Annotated in this window: 16 protein-coding genes; 14 read left to right on the forward strand and 2 right to left on the reverse strand. The window is 63.6% G+C overall.

Features of this window, described 5'->3' with window-relative positions:
• Window positions 1-50: 50 nt before the first annotated feature.
• Window positions 51-380 carry an ArsR/SmtB family transcription factor gene (locus tag ISP20_RS09860; RefSeq protein WP_204635846.1) on the forward strand — a complete coding sequence of 110 codons (330 nt, stop codon included), beginning with the start codon at window positions 51-53 and terminating at the stop codon, window positions 378-380.
• A gap of 10 nt (window positions 381-390) precedes the next feature.
• On the opposite strand, the gene ISP20_RS09865 is transcribed toward ISP20_RS09860, so the two are convergent.
• Window positions 391-912, reverse strand: coding sequence for a YciI family protein (locus tag ISP20_RS09865; RefSeq protein ID WP_239535478.1), 522 nt, complete (start codon window positions 910-912; stop codon window positions 391-393).
• On the opposite strand from ISP20_RS09865, the gene ISP20_RS09870 reads away from it, so the two are divergent.
• From ISP20_RS09870 to ISP20_RS09880, 3 genes are all read left to right on the forward strand, one after another.
• Complete coding sequence (locus ISP20_RS09870) at window positions 911-1,084, forward strand: hypothetical protein (protein WP_204635847.1); 174 nt, start codon at window positions 911-913, stop codon at window positions 1,082-1,084. The two genes, ISP20_RS09865 and ISP20_RS09870, sit on opposite strands and share 2 nt — an antisense overlap.
• 56 nt (window positions 1,085-1,140) lie before the next feature.
• On the forward strand, window positions 1,141-2,394 hold the full coding sequence (locus ISP20_RS09875; protein ID WP_204635848.1) for a hypothetical protein: 1,254 nt from the start codon (window positions 1,141-1,143) through the stop codon (window positions 2,392-2,394).
• A gap of 273 nt (window positions 2,395-2,667) precedes the next feature.
• Window positions 2,668-6,474, forward strand: a complete 3,807-nt coding sequence (locus ISP20_RS09880) for an ATP-binding protein (RefSeq protein WP_204635849.1) — start codon at window positions 2,668-2,670, stop codon at window positions 6,472-6,474.
• Window positions 6,475-6,521: 47 nt separating this feature from the next.
• Here the strand turns inward: ISP20_RS09880 and ISP20_RS09885 are convergent, their stop codons facing one another.
• Window positions 6,522-7,163 carry a response regulator gene (locus tag ISP20_RS09885; RefSeq protein ID WP_204635850.1) on the reverse strand — a complete coding sequence of 214 codons (642 nt, stop codon included), beginning with the start codon at window positions 7,161-7,163 and terminating at the stop codon, window positions 6,522-6,524.
• Between the two features lie 419 nt (window positions 7,164-7,582).
• On the opposite strand from ISP20_RS09885, the gene ISP20_RS09890 reads away from it, so the two are divergent.
• The 10 genes from ISP20_RS09890 to ISP20_RS09935 all read left to right on the forward strand — a co-directional run.
• Window positions 7,583-10,567: an ATP-binding protein gene (locus ISP20_RS09890; protein WP_204635851.1), complete on the forward strand. Its 2,985-nt coding sequence runs from the start codon at window positions 7,583-7,585 to the stop codon at window positions 10,565-10,567.
• Window positions 10,564-11,385: a response regulator gene (locus ISP20_RS09895; protein WP_204635852.1), complete on the forward strand. Its 822-nt coding sequence runs from the start codon at window positions 10,564-10,566 to the stop codon at window positions 11,383-11,385. The genes ISP20_RS09890 and ISP20_RS09895 overlap by 4 nt, the downstream gene beginning before the upstream one ends.
• A 276-nt stretch (window positions 11,386-11,661) precedes the next feature.
• Window positions 11,662-12,000, forward strand: a complete 339-nt coding sequence (locus ISP20_RS09900; protein ID WP_204635853.1) for a BON domain-containing protein — start codon at window positions 11,662-11,664, stop codon at window positions 11,998-12,000.
• An 84-nt stretch (window positions 12,001-12,084) separates the two neighbouring features.
• Window positions 12,085-14,454, forward strand: a complete 2,370-nt coding sequence (locus tag ISP20_RS09905; RefSeq protein WP_204635854.1) for a phosphoketolase family protein — start codon at window positions 12,085-12,087, stop codon at window positions 14,452-14,454.
• On the forward strand, window positions 14,451-15,527 hold the full coding sequence (locus tag ISP20_RS09910; RefSeq protein ID WP_204635855.1) for an acetate/propionate family kinase: 1,077 nt from the start codon (window positions 14,451-14,453) through the stop codon (window positions 15,525-15,527). Before ISP20_RS09905 ends, ISP20_RS09910 begins: the two co-directional genes overlap by 4 nt.
• Window positions 15,528-15,586: 59 nt before the next feature.
• Window positions 15,587-16,972 (forward strand): FAD-containing oxidoreductase, encoded by a 1,386-nt coding sequence (locus ISP20_RS09915; protein ID WP_204635856.1) that lies wholly within the window; start codon window positions 15,587-15,589, stop codon window positions 16,970-16,972.
• A 226-nt stretch (window positions 16,973-17,198) separates the two neighbouring features.
• Window positions 17,199-19,256 carry a type VI secretion system tip protein TssI/VgrG gene (locus ISP20_RS09920; RefSeq protein WP_204635857.1) on the forward strand — a complete coding sequence of 686 codons (2,058 nt, stop codon included), beginning with the start codon at window positions 17,199-17,201 and terminating at the stop codon, window positions 19,254-19,256.
• Complete coding sequence (locus ISP20_RS09925) at window positions 19,225-20,136, forward strand: DUF4123 domain-containing protein (RefSeq protein ID WP_204635858.1); 912 nt, start codon at window positions 19,225-19,227, stop codon at window positions 20,134-20,136. Before ISP20_RS09920 ends, ISP20_RS09925 begins: the two co-directional genes overlap by 32 nt.
• Window positions 20,133-22,517 carry a hypothetical protein gene (locus ISP20_RS09930; protein ID WP_204635859.1) on the forward strand — a complete coding sequence of 795 codons (2,385 nt, stop codon included), beginning with the start codon at window positions 20,133-20,135 and terminating at the stop codon, window positions 22,515-22,517. The genes ISP20_RS09925 and ISP20_RS09930 overlap by 4 nt, the downstream gene beginning before the upstream one ends.
• 22 nt (window positions 22,518-22,539) lie before the next feature.
• On the forward strand, window positions 22,540-22,907 hold a 368-nt coding region (locus ISP20_RS09935; RefSeq protein ID WP_204635860.1), incomplete at its 3' end, for a hypothetical protein.

The raw sequence follows: 22,907 nt of genomic DNA on the forward strand, positions 1-22,907 counted from the left end.
CGCCATTCCTCTTACACTTGAAAGGTTCCTGGCCGAAGTTTTCGCCCCTTATGCAGACCAAACAAGCCATCACGGTCTTATCCGCGCTCGCCCAGGAGTCGCGATTGGCGGTGTATCGCCTGCTCGTCGAGCACGCACCCGATGGCCTGGCGGCAAGCGCGATCGCCGAACGGTTGGGGCTGGCCAACGCCACGCTCTCGTTCCATTTGAAGGAACTCGTGCATGCCGGGCTGATCTCCAGCCGTCAGGACGGGCGATTCATCTACTACTCGCCGATGCTCGAGGTCATGAACGAGCTGGTCGGTTATCTCACCGAGAACTGTTGCGCAGCGACGGGCCAGTCGTGCGCGCCTTCCTCGCGGCAGAAGGCGCGGAAGTAGTTCACGCCCTTTAGCTGTGACGAAGAAACGCCCGCACTTCGACCGGTGCGCGGCAGGCGACGACAGCCTTGCGTCCCCACGCCAGCGCCGCATCCATGTCAGCGGCTTCCAGTATCCAGAAGCCGCCGATGTGTTCCTTGGACTCGATGTATGGACCATCGGTAACCACTACTTTGCCGTCGGACTGCTTGCGCAGCGATCTGGCCTTGCCGGGCGACTCCAGGCCGCCGGCGAAGAACCTGGCGCCAGCAGCCTTCATCGCTTCATTGAGCTGGCCGATGTCGCGGATCATCGCGTCGTCCTCGAGCGACGGGTCGTAGTTTTCAGGGTGGTGAATGGCAACCAGGTACTGCGGCATGTCGTGGTCCTCAATTCCGCTGGGGCGGACGGATTGCCTGCCCTCACTTTCATGACGAAGGGCGCGGTCCAACTTCGACAGGGCGCGCTCGGGCACTAGGTAAAAATACGTGGTCCGGTGAATCTTTCCTCCCACTTGGCGCAGAATGTGTCGAGGTTGCGGAGAGGCGGTCATGGTGAATCTGACGCACGCTTTGTTCGGCCTGCTCCTGGTCTCTGCTTCCGCACTGGGGCAGGAGACGCACGAGCATGGTGTCCCCGAAAAACTCGGTCGCGTTTCCTTTCCCATTTCGTGCGATCCCGCGGTGCAACAGCCGTTCAATCGGGCGGTCGCGCTGCTTCATTAGTTTGCGTACGCCCCGGCGGACCAGGCCTTCAGGCAGGTGGCCGAGCGCGATCCGCAGTGCGCGATGGCCTATGGGGTCTGGCGATGGTGCATTTCCATCCGGTCTGGAGTCCGGCCCTGCCTCCCGACGCCTTTGCGCAGGCGCAGAAGGATGCGCTGCAGGCAGTCCGGCTGGATGCAAAGACGGAACGGGAGCGCGGCTTCATCCATGCCGTTGGCGTGCTCTTCCAGGCCAGGGACGGGCTCACCTCGGACGACCGCACCCGCGCCTACGAACAGGCGATGGCGCAGGTCGCGCGCGACAACGCCAAGGACATCGAATCCCAGGTCTTCTACGCGGTGGCGCTGCTTTCCAACGCAAGCCCGGCGGACCAGACGCATGCCAGGCAGAAACAGGCCATCGGCATTCTCGAGCCGCTGTTTCGCGCCCATCCCGATCATCCGGGCCTGGCCCACTACCTGATTCACGCCAGCGATAGCGTGGAACTTGCCCAGCAGGGATTGCCGGCAGCGCGGGCCTACGCGCAGATTGCTCCCTCAGCGCCGCATGCCTTGCACATGCCGTCGCATATCTTCACCCGGCTTGGCCTGTGGGATGACTCCATCCAATCCAACCTGGCCTCCAGGCAGTCCGCCCATGCGCAAGGCGACGCCATGGGCGAGCTGCATGCGATGGATTATCTGGTTTACGCGTATCTGCAGCAGGGGCGCGATGCCGAGGCGGCGCAGGTGATTGCCGAGGCGAAGGCAATGTCTTCCCTCGACATGACGAATTTCGCCATCGCCTATGCCTCCACCGTGATGCCGATCCGCGCCGCCGTGGAGCGTGGTCGCTGGAACGACGCCGCCAACATGGCGCCACCCGTGAAAGCGCCGCCCGCCGTCGTGGCGATAGCGGTGTGGTCCAGGGGCATCGGTCTTGCGCGTTCCGGTCATCCGGCCGAAGCGCGCGAACAGGCGAGCCGGCTGCGTCAGATCGAGAAGCAACTACGCGATTCGCACGACGACTATTGGGCCATCCAGACGGCCATACTCGCTGACGAGGTGATGGCCTGGGCGAACCAGGCCGCGGGCCATCCCGCGGACGCGGAGACGTTGCTGCGCGCCGCCGCCGAGAAGGAGGATGCCCTCGAGAAGCGGCCAGTCACGCCGGGCCCGGTCGTTCCGGCGCGCGAACAGTTGGGGGACCTGTTGCTGCAGAACGGCAAGCGGTTGTCGGCGCGCGAAGCATTCGCGGCAGCCCTGGTTCAAGCGCCGGGCCGGCGAGGTGCGTTGCTCGGCGAGGCGCGCGCGGATCGAGCCGCACCCTAGATTGCGCCCGCCGTGCCGCCTGGCAATTGAGACTATTCTCATAGATGAGGCAATTCTTGTCCGCCTAATCTGACACTTCAGTCAACAGGGACGGGGCACGCTATGCATCGCTTACTAGGCCTGACCCGAGTCATCGCGCGCCCACTTGGGCCGTGGGGGCAGCGCCTTCGGCGGGTGGTGTTTTCGCTGTTCCTCCTGTACGCCTTGCTGCCGTTCGCGGTAGGGGCTGCGCGGTCTCCTCATTCGGCCGCGTCCGCCAGACCGGACGCACAGGTGGCATTGACCACCGAGGAGCTGGCCTGGATCGCGCAGCATCCCGTGGTGGACGTCGGCATCTTCGCCGGCAACCATTTTCCGATCGAGGCATGGGTCGCGGGCAGGGCCGAAGGCATCGGCGTGGATTACGCCAAGCTGCTGGCAGGCCGCGTCGGGCTCAGGCTGCAGTTTCGTCCGTTCACGGACTGGGATGCGGTGACCTTCAGCGATTCGGGTAAGCCGATTCCTTTCGATCTGCTGGTCGGCCAGCCCTACAAGCGGAGCGATCGCCTGACGTATCTCGATCCCTATGTGGAAGCGAGCCTGGTGCTCGCCGCTCGCAAGGGCAATCTGAACATACGTACCGAGAGCGATGTGGTCCACGGCCGCATTGCGATGGAGCGCGTCGCCCGGGTCTACAACAAGATCATCAAGGATCGCTTTCCTCAGGCGACCCTGATCTTCACCGACGACGGCCGCGAAGCGTTGGACATGGTGGCCCAGGGCGTGGCGGATGCGTACATCGGTTCTTCGGCACGCACGCGCTGGTTGCTGACCGAGCGCGAACACGACGATGTGATCATCCTGGAGCGCCTTGCCGATATCCCGCCGCTGCAGGCCGCGCTGGCCATGCCCCGCGAGCAGGCGATGCTGGCGTCGATCCTGCGCAAGGCGGAGGCCACCGTTCCGGCGAGCCAGCTGGCCAGTCTTCGGCAGCAGTGGGGGCTGGATGAGGATTTCACCGCACCGCTTCCGCGCAGCGTCGGCATCTCCGACGACGACCGCCAATGGCTCGCAGGTCTCGGCACGCTGCGTGTCGGCTACGAAACCGATCGCTATCCCTATAGCTTCATCAATACCGACGGCGAACTCGACGGCCTGGCCGAAGATTACCTTTCGCTGATCAAGAAAGAGCTTGGACTGCGGCTCGAGCTGGTGCCCGCGCGCGACCTGGACGAATTGCAGCGTCGCGTGGCCGCCAACGAAGTGGATATGGTTGCCGCGGCCATGCCCGCCGATTACAACGCAGGGTCGATGGTGTTCAGCCGGCCCTACGAGCGCTTTCCCGAAGTCATCGTGGCGCCGCTTCACGGCGCGGCGATTGCCGGCGCGGAGGACCTTCGGGGCAAACGGGTGGCCGTGCGCGAGGAAGCGGGCCTGATCGCCGGCCTCAAACTGCTGCTGCCGCGCAGCGAACTGGTTCCCGTGGCCAGCAACGACGCGGGGTTGCGCATGGTCGAAAAGGGCGAGGTGGCCGCCTATATCGGCACCTTGCCGGCCATCGACGCATTGATCCGCGATCGCTACGCAGCCACCTTGCGCGTGGTGGCGCCAGCGGGACTGGACCAGGACATCACCATTGGCGTCAGTCGCAACAAGGCGCGTCTTGCGGGTTTGATCGACCAGGTCATTGCGGGCGTCAAGGACAACCAGCGGCAGGCGATACGCAGCCGCTGGCTGCGCGCCGACTACAGCTACGGCGTGCCGTGGACCTGGGTGCTCACGGGATTGCTGGTGGTCGCCTCCATCGTGGGCATCATCGGCTTCGCCTACAAGCGCATGCGGGACGCCGAGGCGAGGGCCCGTGCGTCCGAGCAACGGCTGGTCGACACCAACGAGAATCTGCCCGGCGTGGTGATTCGCCTGCATGTGGATGCCGCTGACCGCCGCACCTACGAGTATGTCAGTGGGCCCACCATGGCCATCTTCGGCGTGTCGCGCGAGGACATTCTTGCCGGCCGCGCGCGCCCGCTGGAAGCGGCCATCGACGAGGACCGCGATGCGCTGCAGGCCTCGGTGGATCGAGGCCTGCATGCGAAGCAATCGGGCGTGGTCGAGTTCCGGACCCGGGTGAACGGGACGATCCGCTGGATCCGCGCATTCGGCGGCGAGCCCAAGCCCAGCGGGCAGGGCGGTTATTTCTGGAGCGTCTACTGCGCCGATGTGACGGTGGAAAAAGAACAGGAGCGCGCACTGGTCGAAGCGAAGGCCACGGCTGAAGCGGCGGTGGCGGCCAAGGGCGCGTTCCTGGCCATGATGAGCCACGAGATCCGCACGCCGATGGCCGGCGTGCTGGGGTTGGTGGAATTGCTTTCGAAGACGCCGCTGAGCAACGAGCAGTCGCACATGGTCGGCATGGCGCAGGATTCGGCGGTGGCGTTGTTGCAGATCCTCGATGACATCCTGGATTTCTCACGCATCGAAGCGGAGAAACTCGAGCTCGAGCCGGCGGCGTTCGACCTGCGCCTGCTGGCCGATAGTGCGGTGGGTACGTTCGCCGCCCGGGCGCAGGAAAAGCATCTGCATCTCTATCTGGTGCTGGACTGGCGACTCGCGGCGGAGTACCGGGGCGACGCCAATCGCATCCGGCAGATCGTCAACAACCTGATCAGCAACGCGCTCAAGTTCACCGCCTCCGGGCACGTCGCGCTGCGCATCGATCTGCTGGAGGAAGCCGAGGGCGGACAACGGTTGGGAATCAGCGTTGCCGATACGGGCATAGGCATCTCCGCCGACCAGCTCAGCCGCCTGTTTCAACCGTTCACCCAGGCGGAAACATCCACCACACGGCGCTTCGGTGGCACCGGACTGGGCTTGAGCATCTGTCGACGCCTCGCCGGCATGATGGGCGGCGATGTTCGGCTGGAAAGCAAGCTGGGCGAGGGTACCCGCGCTACGGTCGAGTTGGTGCTGCCGGTACTGCAGGGTGCCAGCGCGATTCCCGGTTTCGAAGGCAAGCGCGCGTTGGTGTGCACGCTGGACGGCACGCTCGAGCGCGCGTTGTCCCATGCGCTGTCCGCGATGGGTTTCGGCGTGATCGAAACGGATCCCGAAGACGTCGCCGAATTCGGCAGCAACGACGCCGACCTGTATGTCGCGGATGCGCGCCTGATCGAGCAAGGCGTCACGGTGCCCGGGGTGCCGGTGATTCGCGTACTGTCCGATACCGATACGCGCGGCTTCTATCGCGAGGGCGACAACCTCATGTTGTGCGGCAGCCCGTTGCTGTGGCGGTCGGCGGTAGAGGCCTGCCGCGCGGCGTTGGGCCTGGACACGGCCGGCGACTCGTCCGGCATCGCTGCACCACGCGAAACGCGTTCCGCGCGAATCCTGGTGGCCGAAGACCATCCGATCAATCGCGCCGTGATCGAACGCCAGCTGGATCTGCTGGGTTACGCATGCACGATGGCGGAGGACGGCCAGCGCGCCTGGGAGGCGCTGGCCGCCTCGCATTACGATCTGCTGCTGACGGACTGCCACATGCCGGTGCTCGACGGCTACGCGCTGACCCAACGGATACGCGAGGCGGAAGCCACCACCGGCGCCCATCTTCCGATTGTTGCGCTCTCGGCAAGCGCGCTGCCCGAGCAAGTGGAAAAGTGTCGCCGCGCCGGCGTGGACGATTTCCTTGCCAAGCCCGCACGCCTTGAAGAGCTGAAGAAGAAGATCGAGACGATGGTCGGCAGTGTCGTCGACGTTGCCGAGGAGAAGGCCGTTGTCGCCAGCGACCCGCTGGCGCAGCTGACCGCCATGTTTGGCTCCGTGGAGCAGGTCGAAACGCTACTGCACGGACTGCTGGAGGCGGGACGGGCCGACCTGGAAAAGTTCGACCAGGCGGTGAAGGCGGGCGATACGGCCGCCCAGCGTGACGTGCTCCATCGCATCACCGGTTCGCTGCAGTTGCTGCGCGCGGGATTGCAGGAGCCGCCTTCCGATCTGAGCGTGCATGAGCGTCGCCAGGCCGTGTCCGACGAGCTTGCGCGAGTCGACGATCTGCTTCAGAAGCTCGTGGCGCAACGCCGTGAAAGACAGCAGCTTGGCTGAACCTGCGGCGGCCAGTGGAACGAGCAGCCCCGTTCCACCGCGGCGCATCAGTTGAAGAAGCCGTTCTGGTGCGCGTACGCGTACAGCTCCGGATCGTTGCGCAAACCCAGTTTGCCCATCGCGCTGATCTTCTGGTGACTGACGGTCTTCACGCTGCGGCCGCGTTGCGCGGCAATTTCGGAAATCGTGCGGCCCGAGACGAACAGGCGCAGCACTTCGGCTTCGCGCTCGGTCAGCATGGAAAGCGGACTCTTCATGACGTTCCCCTTGGGACTGCAGAGCACTCGCCGCACATTGGCGCTGACGTAATCCTGGCCCGAGGCGATGGTCTGCAGGGCGGAGGTCATTTCAGCCATGTGATCGGATTTGCTGACCAGGCCCGCGACGCCGCGGTCGTGGATGGCCCGCAACAATCCCGAGTTGGTGAGCATGGTGAGCACGAGAATGGAAAGTTCCGGCTTCAGATGCACGATCGCATCGAGCATGGACAGGCCATCTTCGTTGTGCACGCCGGGCATATTGAAATCGGTGATGAGCAGGTCGCACGAACCATGCTCCATGAAGGTAATGAGCTCATCGGAGGTCGATGCCTCGCCGACGACGGAGAAGCCGCTCATTCGTTCGATTTCGGTGCGGACGCTGCTGCGTACGATGGGATGGTCATCAGCCAGAAAGACGCTGATAGGCATGGCACAACTCGGAATAGCGAAGGGATGCCGCAAGCATAGCCACCCCGCGATGCGTTTAGCCGTCCGCTCAGGTCAATTCAGATAACTCTCACGTTTTAATCCGCGCATGCAATGAAGCTTCTTCGCGCACGTTCGCTCCGCCCGTGGATGAGCGAATGGCGTGCCCATCGATCGCCCGCGAGACGCGCGCTCACGTGGTCATCGTTGCTGTCAATTGAGATAACTCTGATGGATGGCGTTCTAAACACTGCGTAAGCTCGCTCGATCGGCCGCTGTCCTTTTCGGGGAACCCCATGATTCGTCGTTGCACACTGTGGCTGGCATCCGCGCTGACGCAACGACGAAGACGAACGGAACGGCCAGGGGGAAAGCAGGCGACGATCGCTTTCCTGCTCATCGCTCTCGTCTGGACTGCGTCGGTGTCGGCCACCGACGATCCGCAAGTGAAGCTCACGTCGCAGGAGTCGGAATGGATCGCCGCACACCCGGTGGTCGAGGTGGGCATTTTCGCGGGCAACCACTATCCGCTTGAAGCCTGGGTGGCGGGTGCGCCCGAAGGCATCGGCGTCGATTACGCCAAACTGCTGGCCAGCCGTGTGGGTTTGCGCGTGCAGTTTCGTCCCTTTACCGATTGGGAGGCCGTGTCGCAGGGCGATACGCCCGCTTCGCTCGACCTGCTGGTGGGTCAATCCAACGGGTTCAGCAATCACTTCGATTACTTGAATCCCTATGTGCAGACCCAGTTCGTGCTGGTGGCCCGTCGAGGCGATCTGAAGATTCGTTCGCAAGCGGATCTTACCCACGCCCGGATCGCCGTTGAGCGCGTTTCCGTCGGGTATACCCGTATCGTAAAGAGCCGTTTCCCCGAAGCCACGCTAGTTTTTTCCGACGCTGGTGAGCAGGCGCTGGATATGGTTGCGCAAGGCTTCGCTGATGCCTACATCGGTGTTTCCGCACGTACACGTTGGTTGCTCAGCGAGCGCGAGCACGACGACCTGAGCACGCTGGCGACGCTGCCCGACCTGGGTCCGGTGCAGCCGTCGCTGGCCATTCCCGGCGACCGGCCGTTGTTGGTCACGCTGCTGCGCAAGGCGGCCGATTCGGTCAGCGACGATGAGATGAGCAACCTGCGTTCGCGCTGGGGCTATGACGCCGATCTCAATACGCCGATTCCGCTGGGGCACGGCCTGAACGACGAAGACCGCCAGTGGCTGAGCGGGCTGGGCACCATCCGCGTCGGCTACGAAACGGATCGTTACCCCTACAGCTTCATGGACCGGAACGGGGCGCTCAACGGTCTTGCCGGGGACTATCTGGCGGTGATCCAGAAGAAGCTGGATCTTCGGGTGGAACTGGTGCCGGCACGCGATCTGGACGAATTGCAACGCCGGGTAGCTGCCAACGAAGTGGATCTGGTGGCAGCAGCCATGCCTGCCGACTTCGACGCCGCCACCATGACGTTCACCCGTCCGTACGAACGTTTTCCCGAGGTGATCGTCACCCGTGTGAAAGGCCCGGCCATCGCCGGCCCCGAAGATCTGCGCGGCAAGAAGGTTTCGGTGCGCGAAGAGGCCGGCCTGATGGCGGGGCTGAAGCTGCTGCTTCCGCACAGCACGCTGGTGCCGGTGGTCAGCAACGAAGCCGGCCTCAACATGCTGGAGAAGGGCGAGGTGGCGGCTTACATCGGCACGCTGCCTGCCATCGATGCACTGATTCGCGATCGCTATGCCGCCAGCTTGCGGGTGGTGGCGCCCGCCGGCCTGGACCAGGACATTTCCTTCGGCGTCAGCCGCAGCAAGCTGCCGTTGGCGCGATTGATCGACCAGACGCTCGCGGGCATGAAGGCCAGCGAACGCCAGGCCATGCGCGGGCGTTGGCTGCGTGCCGACTACAGCTACGGAGCACCCTGGCGCTGGGTGTTGATCGGCCTGCTGATCAGCGCCTCCATCGTGGCGATCATCGGTGTTGCCTATAAGCGCATGCGGGATGCGGAAGCGCGCGCACGCGCCTCCGAGCAGCGGCTGGTCGACACCAACGAAAACCTGCCGGGCGTGGTGATACGCCTGCTGATCGATGCGCAGAACCGGCGAACTTACGAGTATGTCAGCGGGCCGACCATGGCCATGTTCGGGATGTCGCGCGAAGACATCCTGGCCGGTCACTCCCGGCCATTCGATGCGGCGATCGACGAAGACCGCGAGATCGTACGCGGCGCGGCCGAGCGCTACCTGCAGCTGAAGCATGCGGAGGTGATGGAATTTCGCACCTGTGTGCGCGGCGAGATCCGCTGGATCCGCGCGGTGGGTGGCGAACCCAAGCCGACCGGGCAGGGCAGTCATTTCTGGAGCCTCTACTGCGCCGACGTCACCGTCGAAAAGGAGCAGGAGCGCACGCTGAAGGAAGCGAAGGCGACGGCGGAAGCGGCCGTGGCCGCGAAGGGTGCGTTCCTGGCGATGATGAGTCACGAGATCCGCACGCCGATGGCCGGCGTGCTGGGGCTGGTCGAGCTGCTGTCGAAAACGCCGTTGAATACCGAGCAGTCGAACATGCTCGGGATGGTGCAGGATTCGTCCGTGGCGCTGCTGCAGATCCTCGACGACATCCTCGATTTCTCGCGCATCGAAGCCGAGCGGCTGGAACTGGAGCCCGATGCGTTCGACCTGCGCCTGCTGACGGACAGCGCGGTGGGCACGTTTGCCGCACGCGCGCGGCAGAAGGACCTCAAGCTTTACCTCGTGCAGGATTGGCGACTGGCCTGCCAGTATCGTGGCGACGCCAATCGCATCCGCCAGATCGTCAACAACCTGCTCAGCAACGCGCTCAAGTTCACGTCGCACGGGCATGTGGTGCTGCGCGTGGAGTTGCTGGGCGAGAACACGGATGGACAGCAGTTGCGCTTCAGCGTGACCGATACGGGCATGGGTATCTCCGCCGATCAGTTGAATCGCCTGTTCCAACCCTTCATGCAGGCGGAAACCTCGACGGCACGGCGATTTGGCGGCACCGGCCTGGGCCTCGCCATCTGCCGCCGCCTGGCCCAGTTGATGGGTGGCGACGTCAAGCTGACCAGCGAACCCGGCCAGGGCACCTGCGCGTCGTTCGACGTCACCCTGCCGGTGCTGCAGGCCGGCGGCGTGGTCGCCGGACTCGATCAGAAGCGCGCACTGATCTGCACCCGCGATCCCATGTTGGAGCGGGAACTGGCCAATGCCTTCTCGGCCATGGGCTGCAGCGTGATGGAGATCGACGCCGACGACGTCACCGAATTCATCGCCGACGATGCGGATATCTACGTCGCCGACGCGGCGTTGATCGAGCAGGGCGTCAGCGTGCTGGGCGTTCCCACCATCCACGTGCTCGCCGACACCGACCCGCGCGGCTTCTACGAAGAGTCGGCCGCATGATGCTGTGCGGCAGTCCCTTGCTCTGGCGCTCGACCGTGGACGCGTGCCGCATCACCCTGGGGCTGAGCGCCCGCGTCAGCCAGCAGGCGTTCAACACGGCGCCGGGGGCACGCGCGATTCACGTGCTGGTGGCCGAGGACCACCCGATCAACCGCGCCGTGATCGAACGGCAGCTCGATCTCCTGGGCTACGTCCACACCGTGGTGGAAGACGGGCAGCAGGCCTGGGATGCGCTGGCCAACTCGCGCTTCGACCTGCTGATCACCGATTGCCACATGCCGGTGCTGGATGGCTACGCGCTGGCCCAGCGCATCCGCCGGCAGGAGGAAGAGACGGGCGCGCATCTGCCGATCATTGCGTTGTCGGCCAGCGCCTTGCCGGAAGAGGTGGACAAATGCCACCGCACGGGCATGGACGACTTCCTCGCCAAGCCGGTACAGCTGGAAGAGTTGCAGAAGAAGATCGCCTCGTTCGCCAACGACATCGCCCGCGAGCAGAAAGCCAGCGAAACGGCGCGCAGCGACCAGCTCACCTATCTCAGCGATGTCTTCGGCTCGGCAGGTCAACTGAAGATCCTGCTGGAAGGATTGCTGGAGGAAGGCGATGCGGACGTCGCCAGGCTCGACGCCGCTATCGTGAGCGGCGACGAGGAACAACAGCGCAATCTCCTGCATCGGCTGATTGGTGCCCTGCGCCTGATCGATCCCAGCGTGCTGGAGGGATCGGGCGGTGACAGCATGTCCGCCCGTCGCGATGCGGTGGTCGAACAGCTGGCGCAGATTCGCGCGATGGTGGAGGAACTGCGCGAGAGCGCGTAAATACGCACACGTCGTGGATCGCGGTTTTTCAGAGGCTTCCGATTTTCATGCGGATGCGCACCTGCGATCATGGCGGGGTGTCATCGGACGGACACGGAAAACACGGATGTATCGCCGCCCCGATTTGTCGGGGCGGTTTTTTTTGCCCGCAGCAAATTGCGTACGGGCGCCACGCTGCGTCCGACGATTTTGCCAAGCAAAAATGCACGCTCGGTTCACGCAGGCCGGCCATTAATACCCGCCACACATCGTAGTCGCTGCATGGCGAGGTAGCTCATGAAGATCGGTATGGTCGGATGGTTGATGCTCGTGCTCGCCGGTCCCGCGGTGGCCTGGCAGAACCCGCCGCCGGCGCCACCGCCGCATCAGGCGGCATCGCAGATCCACAGCTCGGCCGATGCCCAGCTGCAGGCGTCCGTGCGCAAGGCCATCGCCAACGACGCTTCGCTGTCCGACGCCGGCCACCAGGTGGCGGTGATCGTCTCCGATGGCGCCGTGGTGCTGCGCGGGCCGGTGAAGGACGATACCGAAAAGACGCGCATCGATACGCTGGTGCGACAGGTCGGTGGCGTGAAGGAAGTGACCAACGAACTGGACGTGCGGCCGCCCACGTGACCCATGGCCGCGAAGGTCCGTCGCGATGACGGGACCTGCACGCCACTGAAGGCAGCATCTCCGGTCGGGTTCCGCTCATGAAGGATGCGCGCCATGCCGTCACTCGACCCTGTCCTGCTGGACAGAATGCAGCGCTATTGGAATGCGGCGAACTACCTTACCGTCGGGCAGATCTACCTGCGCGACAATCCGCTCCTGCACGAGCCGCTGACGCTCGATCACGTCAAGCAGCGCCTGCTGGGGCACTGGGGTACCACCTCGGGGCTCAACTTCATCTACGTGCATCTGAACCGGATCATCCGGCAGCACGCGTTGAACATGATCTACGTGATCGGCCCCGGTCACGGCGGCCCCGGCCTGGTGGCGAACAGCTACCTGGAAGGTTCGTACACCGAAATCTATCCACACGTGGGGCGCGACCTGGCAGGCCTGCGCGAGCTCTTCCGGCAGTTCTCATGGCCGTACGGCATACCCAGCCACGTGGCGCCGGAAACGCCGGGCTCGATCCATGAAGGCGGCGAGCTGGGCTATTCGCTGTCGCACGCGTACGGCGCGGCATTCGACAACCCGGAGCTGATCGTCAGCTGCATCATCGGCGATGGCGAAGCGGAAACCGGGCCGCTCGCCACCAGCTGGCATTCCAACAAGTTCCTGAATCCGGCGCGCGACGGTGCGGTGCTGCCGATTCTCCATCTCAATGGCTACAAGATCGCCAACCCCACCGTGCTTGCCCGCATCGGCGATCGCGAGCTGAAGTATCTGTTGCAGGGCTACGGGCACGATCCGCTGTTCGTCGAAGGCAGCGATCCGGGCGAGATGCACGAAGCGTTCGCTGCCGCGCTGGATCTGTGCGTTTCGCGCATCAAGCGCATCCAGGGTCGCGCACGGCGCGCCGGTGCGGGAGCGGCGAAACGGCCGCGCTGGCCGATGATCGTGCTGCGTTCGCCCAAGGGATGGACCGGCCCCGCCTTTGTCGACGGCCTGCCGGTGGAAGGCACCTGGCGCGCGCACCAGGTGCCGTTGTCGGACATGAGCAAGCCGGGGCACCTGGCGATACTCGAGCAATGGATGCGCAGCTATCGCCCGAACGAATTGTTCGATCGCAATGGCACCTTGATCGAGGAGCTCGCGCAACTGCCGCCCTCCGGCCAGCAACGCATGAGCGCCAATCCCCATGCCAACGGCGGCAGCTTGCTGAAGCCGCTGCGCATGCCGGACTTTCGCACGCACGCTCTCGAACTCGAACGGCCGGGCGCGCTCAAGGCCGAGGCCACGCGCAACCTCGGGCGCTGGTTGCGCGAGGTGATGGCACTCAACCGCGACGAGGTCAATTTCCGCCTGTTCGGCCCGGACGAAACCGCCTCCAACCGGCTGGAAGCGGTGTACGAGGCGTCACCGAAAACATGGATGGCCGAAACGATCGATACCGACATGAACCTCGCGCCCGACGGCCGCGTGATGGAAATGCTCAGCGAGCACCAGTGCCAGGGTTGGCTGGAAGGTTATCTGCTGACCGGCAGGCATGGCTTGTTCAATTGCTACGAAGCCTTCATCCATATCGTCGACTCGATGTTCAACCAGCACGCCAAGTGGTTGAAGGTGACCCGCACCATGTCGTGGCGGCCGCCGATCGCCTCGCTCAACTATCTGCTCAGCTCGCATGTGTGGCATCAGGACCACAACGGTTTTTCGCACCAGGATCCGGGCTTCATCGATCACGTGGCGAACAAGAAGGCCGAGATCGTGCGGATCTATCTGCCGCCCGACGCCAACTGCCTGTTGTCGGTGGCGGACCATTGCTTGCGCAGCCGCCAGTACGTCAACCTGATCATCTCCGGCAAGCAGCCCGACTGGCAGTGGCTGGACATCGAACAGGCGATCGCGCATTGCACGGCGGGCGCCGGCATCTGGCACTGGGCCGGCAGCGGCGACGACGACCCGGAGGTGGTGATGGCCTGCGCCGGCGATGCACCGACGGTGGAATCGCTGGCCGCGGTGACGTTGCTGCGGCAATACGTGCCCGACTTGCGTGTCCGCGTGGTCAACGTGGTGGACCTGCTCACCTTGCAGACGTCCGACGAACATCCGCACGGCATGGATCACGACGAATTCGATCGCCTGTTCACGCGCGACCGTCCGGTGATCTTCGCGTTCCATGGCTATCCCGGCATCATCCACAAGCTCACCTACCGTCGCCACAACCACGACAACATCCATGTGCGCGGCTACAAGGAAGAGGGCACTACCACCACGCCGTTCGACATGATGGTGTTGAACAACCTCGACCGCTTCCAGTTGGCGCTGGACGTGATTCGCCGCGTGCCAAGGCTCGCACCGCTGCGCGCCGAGGCCGAGCAGCGTTACTGGAGCGATATCGAGCGGCACCGCCTGTACGTGAGCGAGCATGGCATCGACCTGCCGGATGTGCGCGACTGGCAATGGCAACCCGCATGAGCGTGCTGAGCCTGAATGTCGGCTCCTCCTCGCTCAAGTTCGGCATCTATCGCGTGGACGACGGCGAGACGCACGCCATCGCCGAAGGCGAGATCGATGTGCGCGGCGAACACAGGCAGCTGCGTTACCGGCAGGATGGCAAGGCCGTTACCCAGGCGTTGACCGGGGACAGCGACGCCGCCGCGCTGGACGCCTTGCAACAACTCGCCGGCGATGCCCCCATCGATGCGGTCGCCCACCGCATAGTGCACGGCGGCCCGTGGCTGCGCGAGCATTGCCTGATCGACGAAGCGGTAACGAAGAAGATCGAAGCGGCCGCCAGCTTCGCGCCGCTGCATGTCCCGGCGGCGCTCGCGTGGCTCAGGCATGCAACGAAGGCGTTGCCGCGGGCGCGCCAGGTGGCCTGTTTCGACACGGCGTTCCATCGCGACCTGCCCGATACGGCACGGGTGCTTCCGCTGCCGCACGAACTGTTGGCCAAAGGCGTGCAGCGTTACGGGTTTCACGGACTGTCGTGCGAATCGATCCTGGCACAGATGGAGAACGTGCCGGCGCGACTGATCATTGCGCATCTGGGCAGCGGCGCCAGCCTCACCGCCGTGCGCGACGGCCGGTCGATCGATACCAGCATGGGCATGACGCCCACCGGCGGCATCATCATGGGAACGCGGCCGGGCGATCTCGACCCCGGAGTACTGCTGTTCCTGTTGCGCGAAGGACACACGGATACCCGGGAGCTGGAGGACCTGCTGGAGCACCGCTCGGGTCTGCGCGGCATTTCGGGCTTGAGCGCCGATGTGCGTGAGTTGTCGGAGGCGAAAGGCAATCCACTGGCTGCGCTCGCGCTGGAACAGTTCGCCTTGTCGGTCGCCCGGCAGGCCGCCGGAATGGCCGTGGTGTTGGGCGGCATCGACCTGCTGGTATGTACCGGCGGCATCGGGGAGCACGACGCCGCCATCCGCGAACGCATCGGCGCGCATCTCGCCCCCTGCTTCCCCACGCTCCCGCTGCGTGTGCTGCCTTCGCAGGAAAACCGCATCATGGCCATCCACGCGGCTCGACTGGCGCATTGACGCTTCCTTGCAGGTCGTGGTGCCACGCTGGGCTTTTCCAGACAGTGTGAGCGGCAGCCATGAACACGCGATTCGATGCCATCGTGGTGGGAGCGGGGCAGGCGGGTCCTTCGTTGGCGCAGCGACTGGGTGCGGCCGGCCGCAAGGTCGCCCTGATCGAGCGCAAGTTGATGGGCGGCACCTGCGTCAACACCGGCTGCATTCCCACCAAGGCCATGGTGGCGAGCGCATACGTGGCGCATACCGGCCGCCGTGCTGCCGAATATGGCGTGGGCACAGGTGACATCACGGTGGCCATGGAGCGCGTCTGGGAGCGCACGCGGGGCATTTCCGATCGCTCGCGCAGCAACGTGGAAAACTGGGTGGCCGGGATGGCCAATGTCACGCTCATCCGGGGGCATGCCCGATTCGAATCGCCGCGGACCCTGTGCGTGGGCGACCAGCTGCTCGAAGCGGATCAGTTCTTCCTCAACGTGGGCGGCCGCGCCGTGGAGCCGGACTTTCCCGGCGTCAAGACGGTGCCCTATCTCACCAATGTCGGCGTGATGGACCTGAAGGAGCTGCCACGCCACCTGGTGATCGTGGGCGGCAGTTACATCGGCCTGGAGTTCGGACAGATGTTCCGCCGCTTCGGTTCGAACGTGACCATCGTGGAGCGCAGCGAGCGCCTGTTGCCCCGGGAGGATCCGGAAGTATCCGCCGCCGTGATGGACATCCTCCAGCGCGAGGGCATCGAACTGCATCTGGGCGCCGAATGCATCGAGCTGCAGGGTTCGGCCGGCGCCATCTGCGTCATCGCCGAATGTGCGGAGCCGCGCATGGCCGTGCACGGCACCGATCTTCTGCTGGCCGTGGGGCGACGTCCGAATACCGACGATCTCGGCCTCGATCGTGCTGGCGTGGAGCGGGACGACCACGGTTACATCGTGGTGGACGATCAGTGCCGAACCAACGTCGACGGCATCTGGGCCATGGGCGACTGCAACGGGCGCGGCGCGTTCACGCACACCTCCTACAACGATTATGAAATCGTCGCAGCCAACGTGCTGGACAACGAACTGCGCCGCATCACCGACCGCATTCCCGCCTATGCGCTCTATATCGATCCGCCGCTGGGGCGCATCGGGCTCACCGAAACCGAGGCACTGCAGCGCGGCTACGACGTGCAGGTCGGCGTGCGCCCGATGACGCGCGTGGGCCGCGCCGTCGAACGGGGCGAGACGCTGGGTTTCATGAAGGTGATCGTGGATGCGCAGAGCGAACGCCTGCTGGGCGCGGCCATTCTTGGCGCCAGCGGCGACGAGGCGATCCATTGCCTGCTCGACACGATGTATGCGGATGCGCCGTATCGCACCGTGACGCATGCGGTGCATATCCATCCCACCGTCGCCGAACTGCTGCCGACGACGTTGCAGGATCTGCATCCAGCCAAGGCGCAACGTTGAGCGTCGACATAGCGCTTCAGGAAGAAGAAAGAGGCGCTTTGGGCGAGCTCAGCGTCTTCTGCCTGTTCGAAGAAGGGAGCGCGCTGTCGGCTCCAGGCGGCATGTACTGACACCCTTCACGCACACTGTCGGCTCAGCCTGACGACCTCATTGGGGTTTGCCCGGCTTACACGAACGGCGCCTAGTGGGCATCGTGTGGAATCGTAGTGATTGCCAAGGAAGGGTCGTGCCGCGCCAGTCTGATCTTCGCTTTTCGTTCTCGGTTTCCGCGGGTGGGGGCGGAAATCTCGATCTCAGCGTGATCAGTTTCAGATTGCAGGAGTCGCTGAGCGAGCCGTTCATGTTGACGCTCGAACTCAGCAGCCCCCAGCCTGACATCGACTTCGGCAGCGTTCTGGAGCAGGACGCAACCTTCGTTATCTGGCGCGGCGAACAGGCCGAGCGCTACGTGCACGGCGTGGTCAGCGAATTCTGCCAGAAAGACAGTGGATTTCGGCGAACGCATTACGCCGTGACGGTGGAGCCGCTGCTGTCGCGTGCTGATCTGCGCAGCGATTGGCGCGTTTACCAGAATGCAACCATCCCCGGCATCGTAGCCCAGGCATTGGCTCGTTCCGGCGTCCAGGATATCGATGCCTACTACACGCGCGAACATCTGCCCACCACCTACTGCGTGCAGCCTGGCGAGACGGACCTTCACTTCATCAAGCGCCTGTGCGCTGAACACGGCATCTACTTCGCTTTTCGCTTTGACGCCCGGGGCTCGACCTTAAGCCTGGGCGATCGCCTTTATACCCACGGGGTGATCGAGGGAGGACCCGTTCTTTACAACGCCACGCCGGGCGGCGACCAGGCACAACCGTGTCTATCGAAGTTTCAGTACACCGAGCGGGTGCGCACGGCTCGGCAAGTGCAAAGCAACTACGACCACCATAACCCCCGCTACAACCATAGATTGACGCGTGTCGGCGACAAGCTCGATCACCAGGCTGGCGATTACCAGCAATTCAACTATCCCGGCCGCTACGTCGATGATGCCATTGGCAAGCCAAAGACCGAGGCCCGCCTGCTGGCTCTGCGCCGAGATGCAAAAGTCGCGTCGATCAGGGGCGACGATGCCCGCTTGATACCGGGTCTCGCCTTCGACATGGAGGGCCATGGGCGAGAGGACTGGAATGTTGGCTGGCGAGTACTGAACCTCGTGCATGAGGGGACCCAGACCACCAGCCAGGAGAACGAATCGGCGACCGCAACGGTGGGTACCCATTACGAGTACACCGGCGAAGTCATCCCCGACAGGGTCGAATGGCGTGCCCCGCAACTGCCCAAGCCGCGCATCGACGGTCCTCAGGTGGCCATCGTCGTGGGTCCGAAAGGCGAAGAAATTTTCACCAATGGGCTAGGGGAAGTGCTCGTTCAATTTGCCTGGGATCATTACGGCAACAACGACGAGCACAGCTCATGTTGGGTACGTGCCGGCCAGGCCGCCGCCGGCCCCGGCTACGGCATCCAGTCCATTCCGCGCATCGGACAAGAAGTTCTGGTGGCTTTCGAATCGGGGGACGCCGATACACCGGTGATCATCAGCCGCCTGCATAACTCACCTACGCCGCCGCCGTATGAATTGCCACGTCACAAGACACGTACCGTCATTCGCACCCAGACCCATAAGGGGCAGGGCAACAATGAGCTGCATTTCGAAGACGAAGCGGGCATGGAGAATGTGTATCTGCGCGCCCAACGCGATCAGACCAGCGATGTGCTCAACAACCAGGTCACGCGCATCGGCAATGACCGCACCGAGAGCATCCAGCACGACCAGCGCGTCGCTATCGGCAACGAATACCACCTCGAAGTCACGGGTGACAGCGTTTGCGAGCTGAAGGCCGAGCAGCGCATACGCGTGCAGGGCGATCGCCGCACTGAGCTGGCGGCGGATGATCGCCTGTCCATCGGCGGCACTCTGACGATTCATGCAGGGGATAGTCAGCTGCTCGGTGCCGGCCGCGAAATTCACTTGCAGGCGGGCGACAAACTGATCTGTGATGGCGGCCTTCAGCTATCCCTCGCTGGCGGCGGCCATTTCATCAAGCTTGACCCCAGTGGCATCCACAGCAGCGTGCCCATCCAAGTGGGCGGCGCGCCGGGGCTCGGAACGCCCATCCTCGACGCCGCGCTGGACCCCGATCACTACGTACTGGCGGCCCTGGCAGGCCCGCTTCTGATCTCTCAACACTGCGAGTTTGCCAGCGATGGACGCTGCAAGATCCACCTTCGTCACTGAGCGTCTGCCCGGCCTTGCGCTGTATGACACCCTGCTCGATGCCGTCAACAGCGATCAGGCGTGCTTGATCGTGGACCTGGCGCAGGACAGCGGACTGTCGGAACAGCTTTACCAAGATCAGACGCATGCCGGTTGGAGGGCCGAGTCGCTGTACGCCGGCACGGCCTACACCTCGCTCGCGCCGGTGGGACCCTTGCTGACCGTGTTCGCGCCAGATGCGCCGCAATGCGCCGCCCTGATCGCGCGCATGGAGCATGAGCCACTCGCCATCGCGGCCGTGCTGCGTGCCGATGCGACATGGAGCGATCTCGCTACGCATGCGCGCAGCCTCAACAGGGCATTTGGCCCCGACGGCACGCCGACGCTTTGTCGCTGGTTCGATCCTCGCTGGTTGCGCGGCCTGTTGAACGTGCTGACACCAGCGGAGCGCCAACGTTTTGCAGGCCCGGTGGCAGCCTTCGCCTGGCGGGGCACGGAGGGCTGGTATCGCTGGGCGGCGTCCCCTGCGCCTACCTTCGTCGAACATCAGTCGCCCTGGCTCAACTTGGACGCTGCTCGCCAGGCGATGTTGCTGCAGGAGCGCCGAATGGACACCGCCATTCAATTCGCCGGTGACTATGCCAGCCATCTGCCGGAGGGCTTCGATGGCGTTCACCAGGCCTATGTCGCGCTCAAAGCGGCCGACGAGCACGGCTATGGGGATCTTGCCGATCAGGAGCGCTGGATGCGCCTGCGCGTCGCCAACGCGGGCGGCTTCTGGCGCACACCTCCCGCCGTGGCCGTGCTTGCCCGCGACGACCTGAGCCGCGCCGAGCGCCTCGAGCTGCTCGAAGCAGAACTGAGTCCTTCCTCCCATTCCGCGCAAGGAAGCTATCCATGACAGCCTCGCCCACAGCGGCCGCGCCCCTGCCGCCGCCCAAATATGCCAATAGTCCCGTCTCCACCCACGTCTGTACCGGCAATCGCTGCAAGGAAGACGTCGTCGATGCGGTGCATATCGTGGGTGATGGCGAAACCTTCTACATGCTCACCGAGGCTGATCGCAAGGCGCTCAAGCAGGAGACCGACAAGGTCGACCAGGTGATGAAGGACTACGGCGGCATCGTTGGTGGCGCCAAGAACGCGCCTGCTTGCGGCGTGCCGGCAGGTAAAAGCACTCGCGACAAATGTTCATGCATGGGCTGCCAACAGTGGCGGTGGGCCAAGCAGGCGATGGATGCCGGTCTGCTAGCCGTACGCAACCTGATTGACGATGAGGCCGTCAAGAAGCTCTTGATGAGCGACGAGGACATCCAGGGACAGATCAGCGAACTCAAGAAGCAACGTGCGGACTACGAAACTCTATGGCCGGTAACCTCGGACATCGGTGCCAACGGCAACGTAGGCAAGCTTCAACGCAAAGTCACCGAACAGATCGACGCGGAGATCAAGGGCCTTACTGCGCGTTTGGCGACCATCTCCCGTGACAGTGACAGCAGCGCGAGTGCGGCCAAGCCCGATGCCGATCGTGCCAGCAAAACCAAGACCGCATCGGCCACGGGTAGCCGATCCTCGCGTACCGTCTACGGCGTGGTCGAAATCATCGTGCTGGGCCGCACTGAAAAACGCTATTACATTCCGGCCCGTTACAAGGAACGCATCCAGCAGTACGAGAGCGTCACCAGCACCGTGCTGCGCACTCCCGGCGATCTCAAAACCATGGCAGGCAAGCTGATCGACGATATTCGCAAGCAGGTCAAGGAAGACCGTTCCAAGGCCCTGGGCAATCTGAGCGTCAAGCTCAAGACCTGGAAAGTCCCTGAAGACTGCGCCATGAACGCGCTGCACAAAGAAGTGCACTGGACGACCAAGGGCGGCGACACGGCGCCCTATGCGGCCAACGCCGAAGCCCACGTGCTGCGTTTCGCAGCCAGCGCCAGTGCCAGCGTGTCCGGCTTCGATCCCCACAAAGGCGAGGTTGCCGTGGGCATCGCAGGCTCGGCCAGCTTTGCCCTGGGCGAAGGCAAGGTCGAGCTGAAGCAGTATTTCCCCAACAAGGGCGGATATGACTGCACCTTTCCTTACCGAAATGCAGACGGCAAGACCGCCTATTTGCGCTTCGGCGCGTTTCGCCTGACCGGTGGTGTGGAACTGAGTTGCTTTGTAGGCGCCACGGTGAGCGGCTCGGCGGGCGCTTCGGCCAAGTGGAAGGCCACACCCGCCGGCGGCACGGCCATGCTCGCCACACCTAGCGTGGCTTCAAAGCCGGGCGCCGCCGTGCAGGTCAAGGGCAACGCTTTTGCCGGTGCGCAGGCGGGCGGTGCACTCACCGGCAAAGTGGAATGGCTTTCGCCCGACGACCAGCACAAAGTGCAAACCGGCTACAAAGGCGAACGCCAGCCGGATGCCGGCGCCAACTGGAATCAGCTGCTGGAGGTCAAGGCGGAGGGGAATGTAGCTTTTGGTATTGGCGGAGAGTTTGATTTTGAAATCAAGCTCGATACCCGCGGTAGGCTGGAGTTCCACGCCAAAGCTCAGCTCGTGTTTGGACCGGGCGCTGCGGGCGGGTTTGGCACCACGGTAGACCTGGAGCAAGTCGCCAATCTGGTGGCAGTTGTCTACAAGGCCGGCCATGCGGCGGACTACCACCTGCTGTTGGCTGTGCAGAGGGAGGCGTTTGAGTACTTCTATCGCGGCACTTACGAGGCGCTTGCCGATCCACGAGCCACATTTCAACAGATCATGGCCAAGGGATCTGGAGCGATAACGAGCTGGTGGGCACGCCGTAAAGATGGCGTCGCAGAAGGGCAGCGTTTAGCTCGACGTATCCTAAGTGGCACGCCATTACAAGCAGGCAGTCAGCAGATTCCCTTACATGAGCTGCCTCCCGAGGTGCTTGGTCCTGTTCTCTTCGCGCTCAGCGAATCCTATGTGGGTGTTATAGGCCAGGAGCAGGAGGAAGCCATCGTTAAGGTGTTGCAATTATCCACTACAACTTGGCGCCGCTTTATCAAGGTACTCGAACGTATGAGTGTCGACGCCAGTCCGGTGAAGGCCTACGACAGTGTGCGCCGCCTTAATAGCTATCTGACCAGGGACCAGCAGAATCGGTTCAACAGCTTTATCGACAAGTTGGCCATGGCCAACGACGTATCGCCGGGTGTCCCTTTGTTGGAGTCGATTCGTCCATGGCCTTATGTCGACAGCCAACAGAAATGGGAGGTTGTTATGGCCGCCCGCCATATATGGCTGCCTGAGTACGCTGATTCGCGCTACGTATGACTTCAACAAATTCGAATCAATCATGAAATTCCGGATATATCTTTCTTCATTTGCTTGCGCTCTGGCGCTGCTTAGTGGCTGTCATTCCACGCTGGCTGTAACCAGTCAAACCCTTGACGTAGATCAGATCAACGCCATTCAACGACGCGTAGAGACGCGTTATCCAAAGCTTTCCGAAAACGATCGGAAGGATCTACTGCGACAAGTCGTCACCGCGGTGGACAACATGGTGTTTGTCGAAGGTGGCGAGTTCGACATGGGCGACTTCGGTTGGGCAGAAACCTATAACGCCTACAAACCGCTTTGCGAGTGGCCTTGCGGTGTGCCCAAGGATCAGCTGTGGCCCGTCGTAATCAGCGCCGATTCGCGCCCTGTCCACACGGTTCGGCT

The organism is Dyella kyungheensis (genome assembly GCF_016905005.1).
Lineage (GTDB): Bacteria > Pseudomonadota > Gammaproteobacteria > Xanthomonadales > Rhodanobacteraceae > Dyella > Dyella kyungheensis.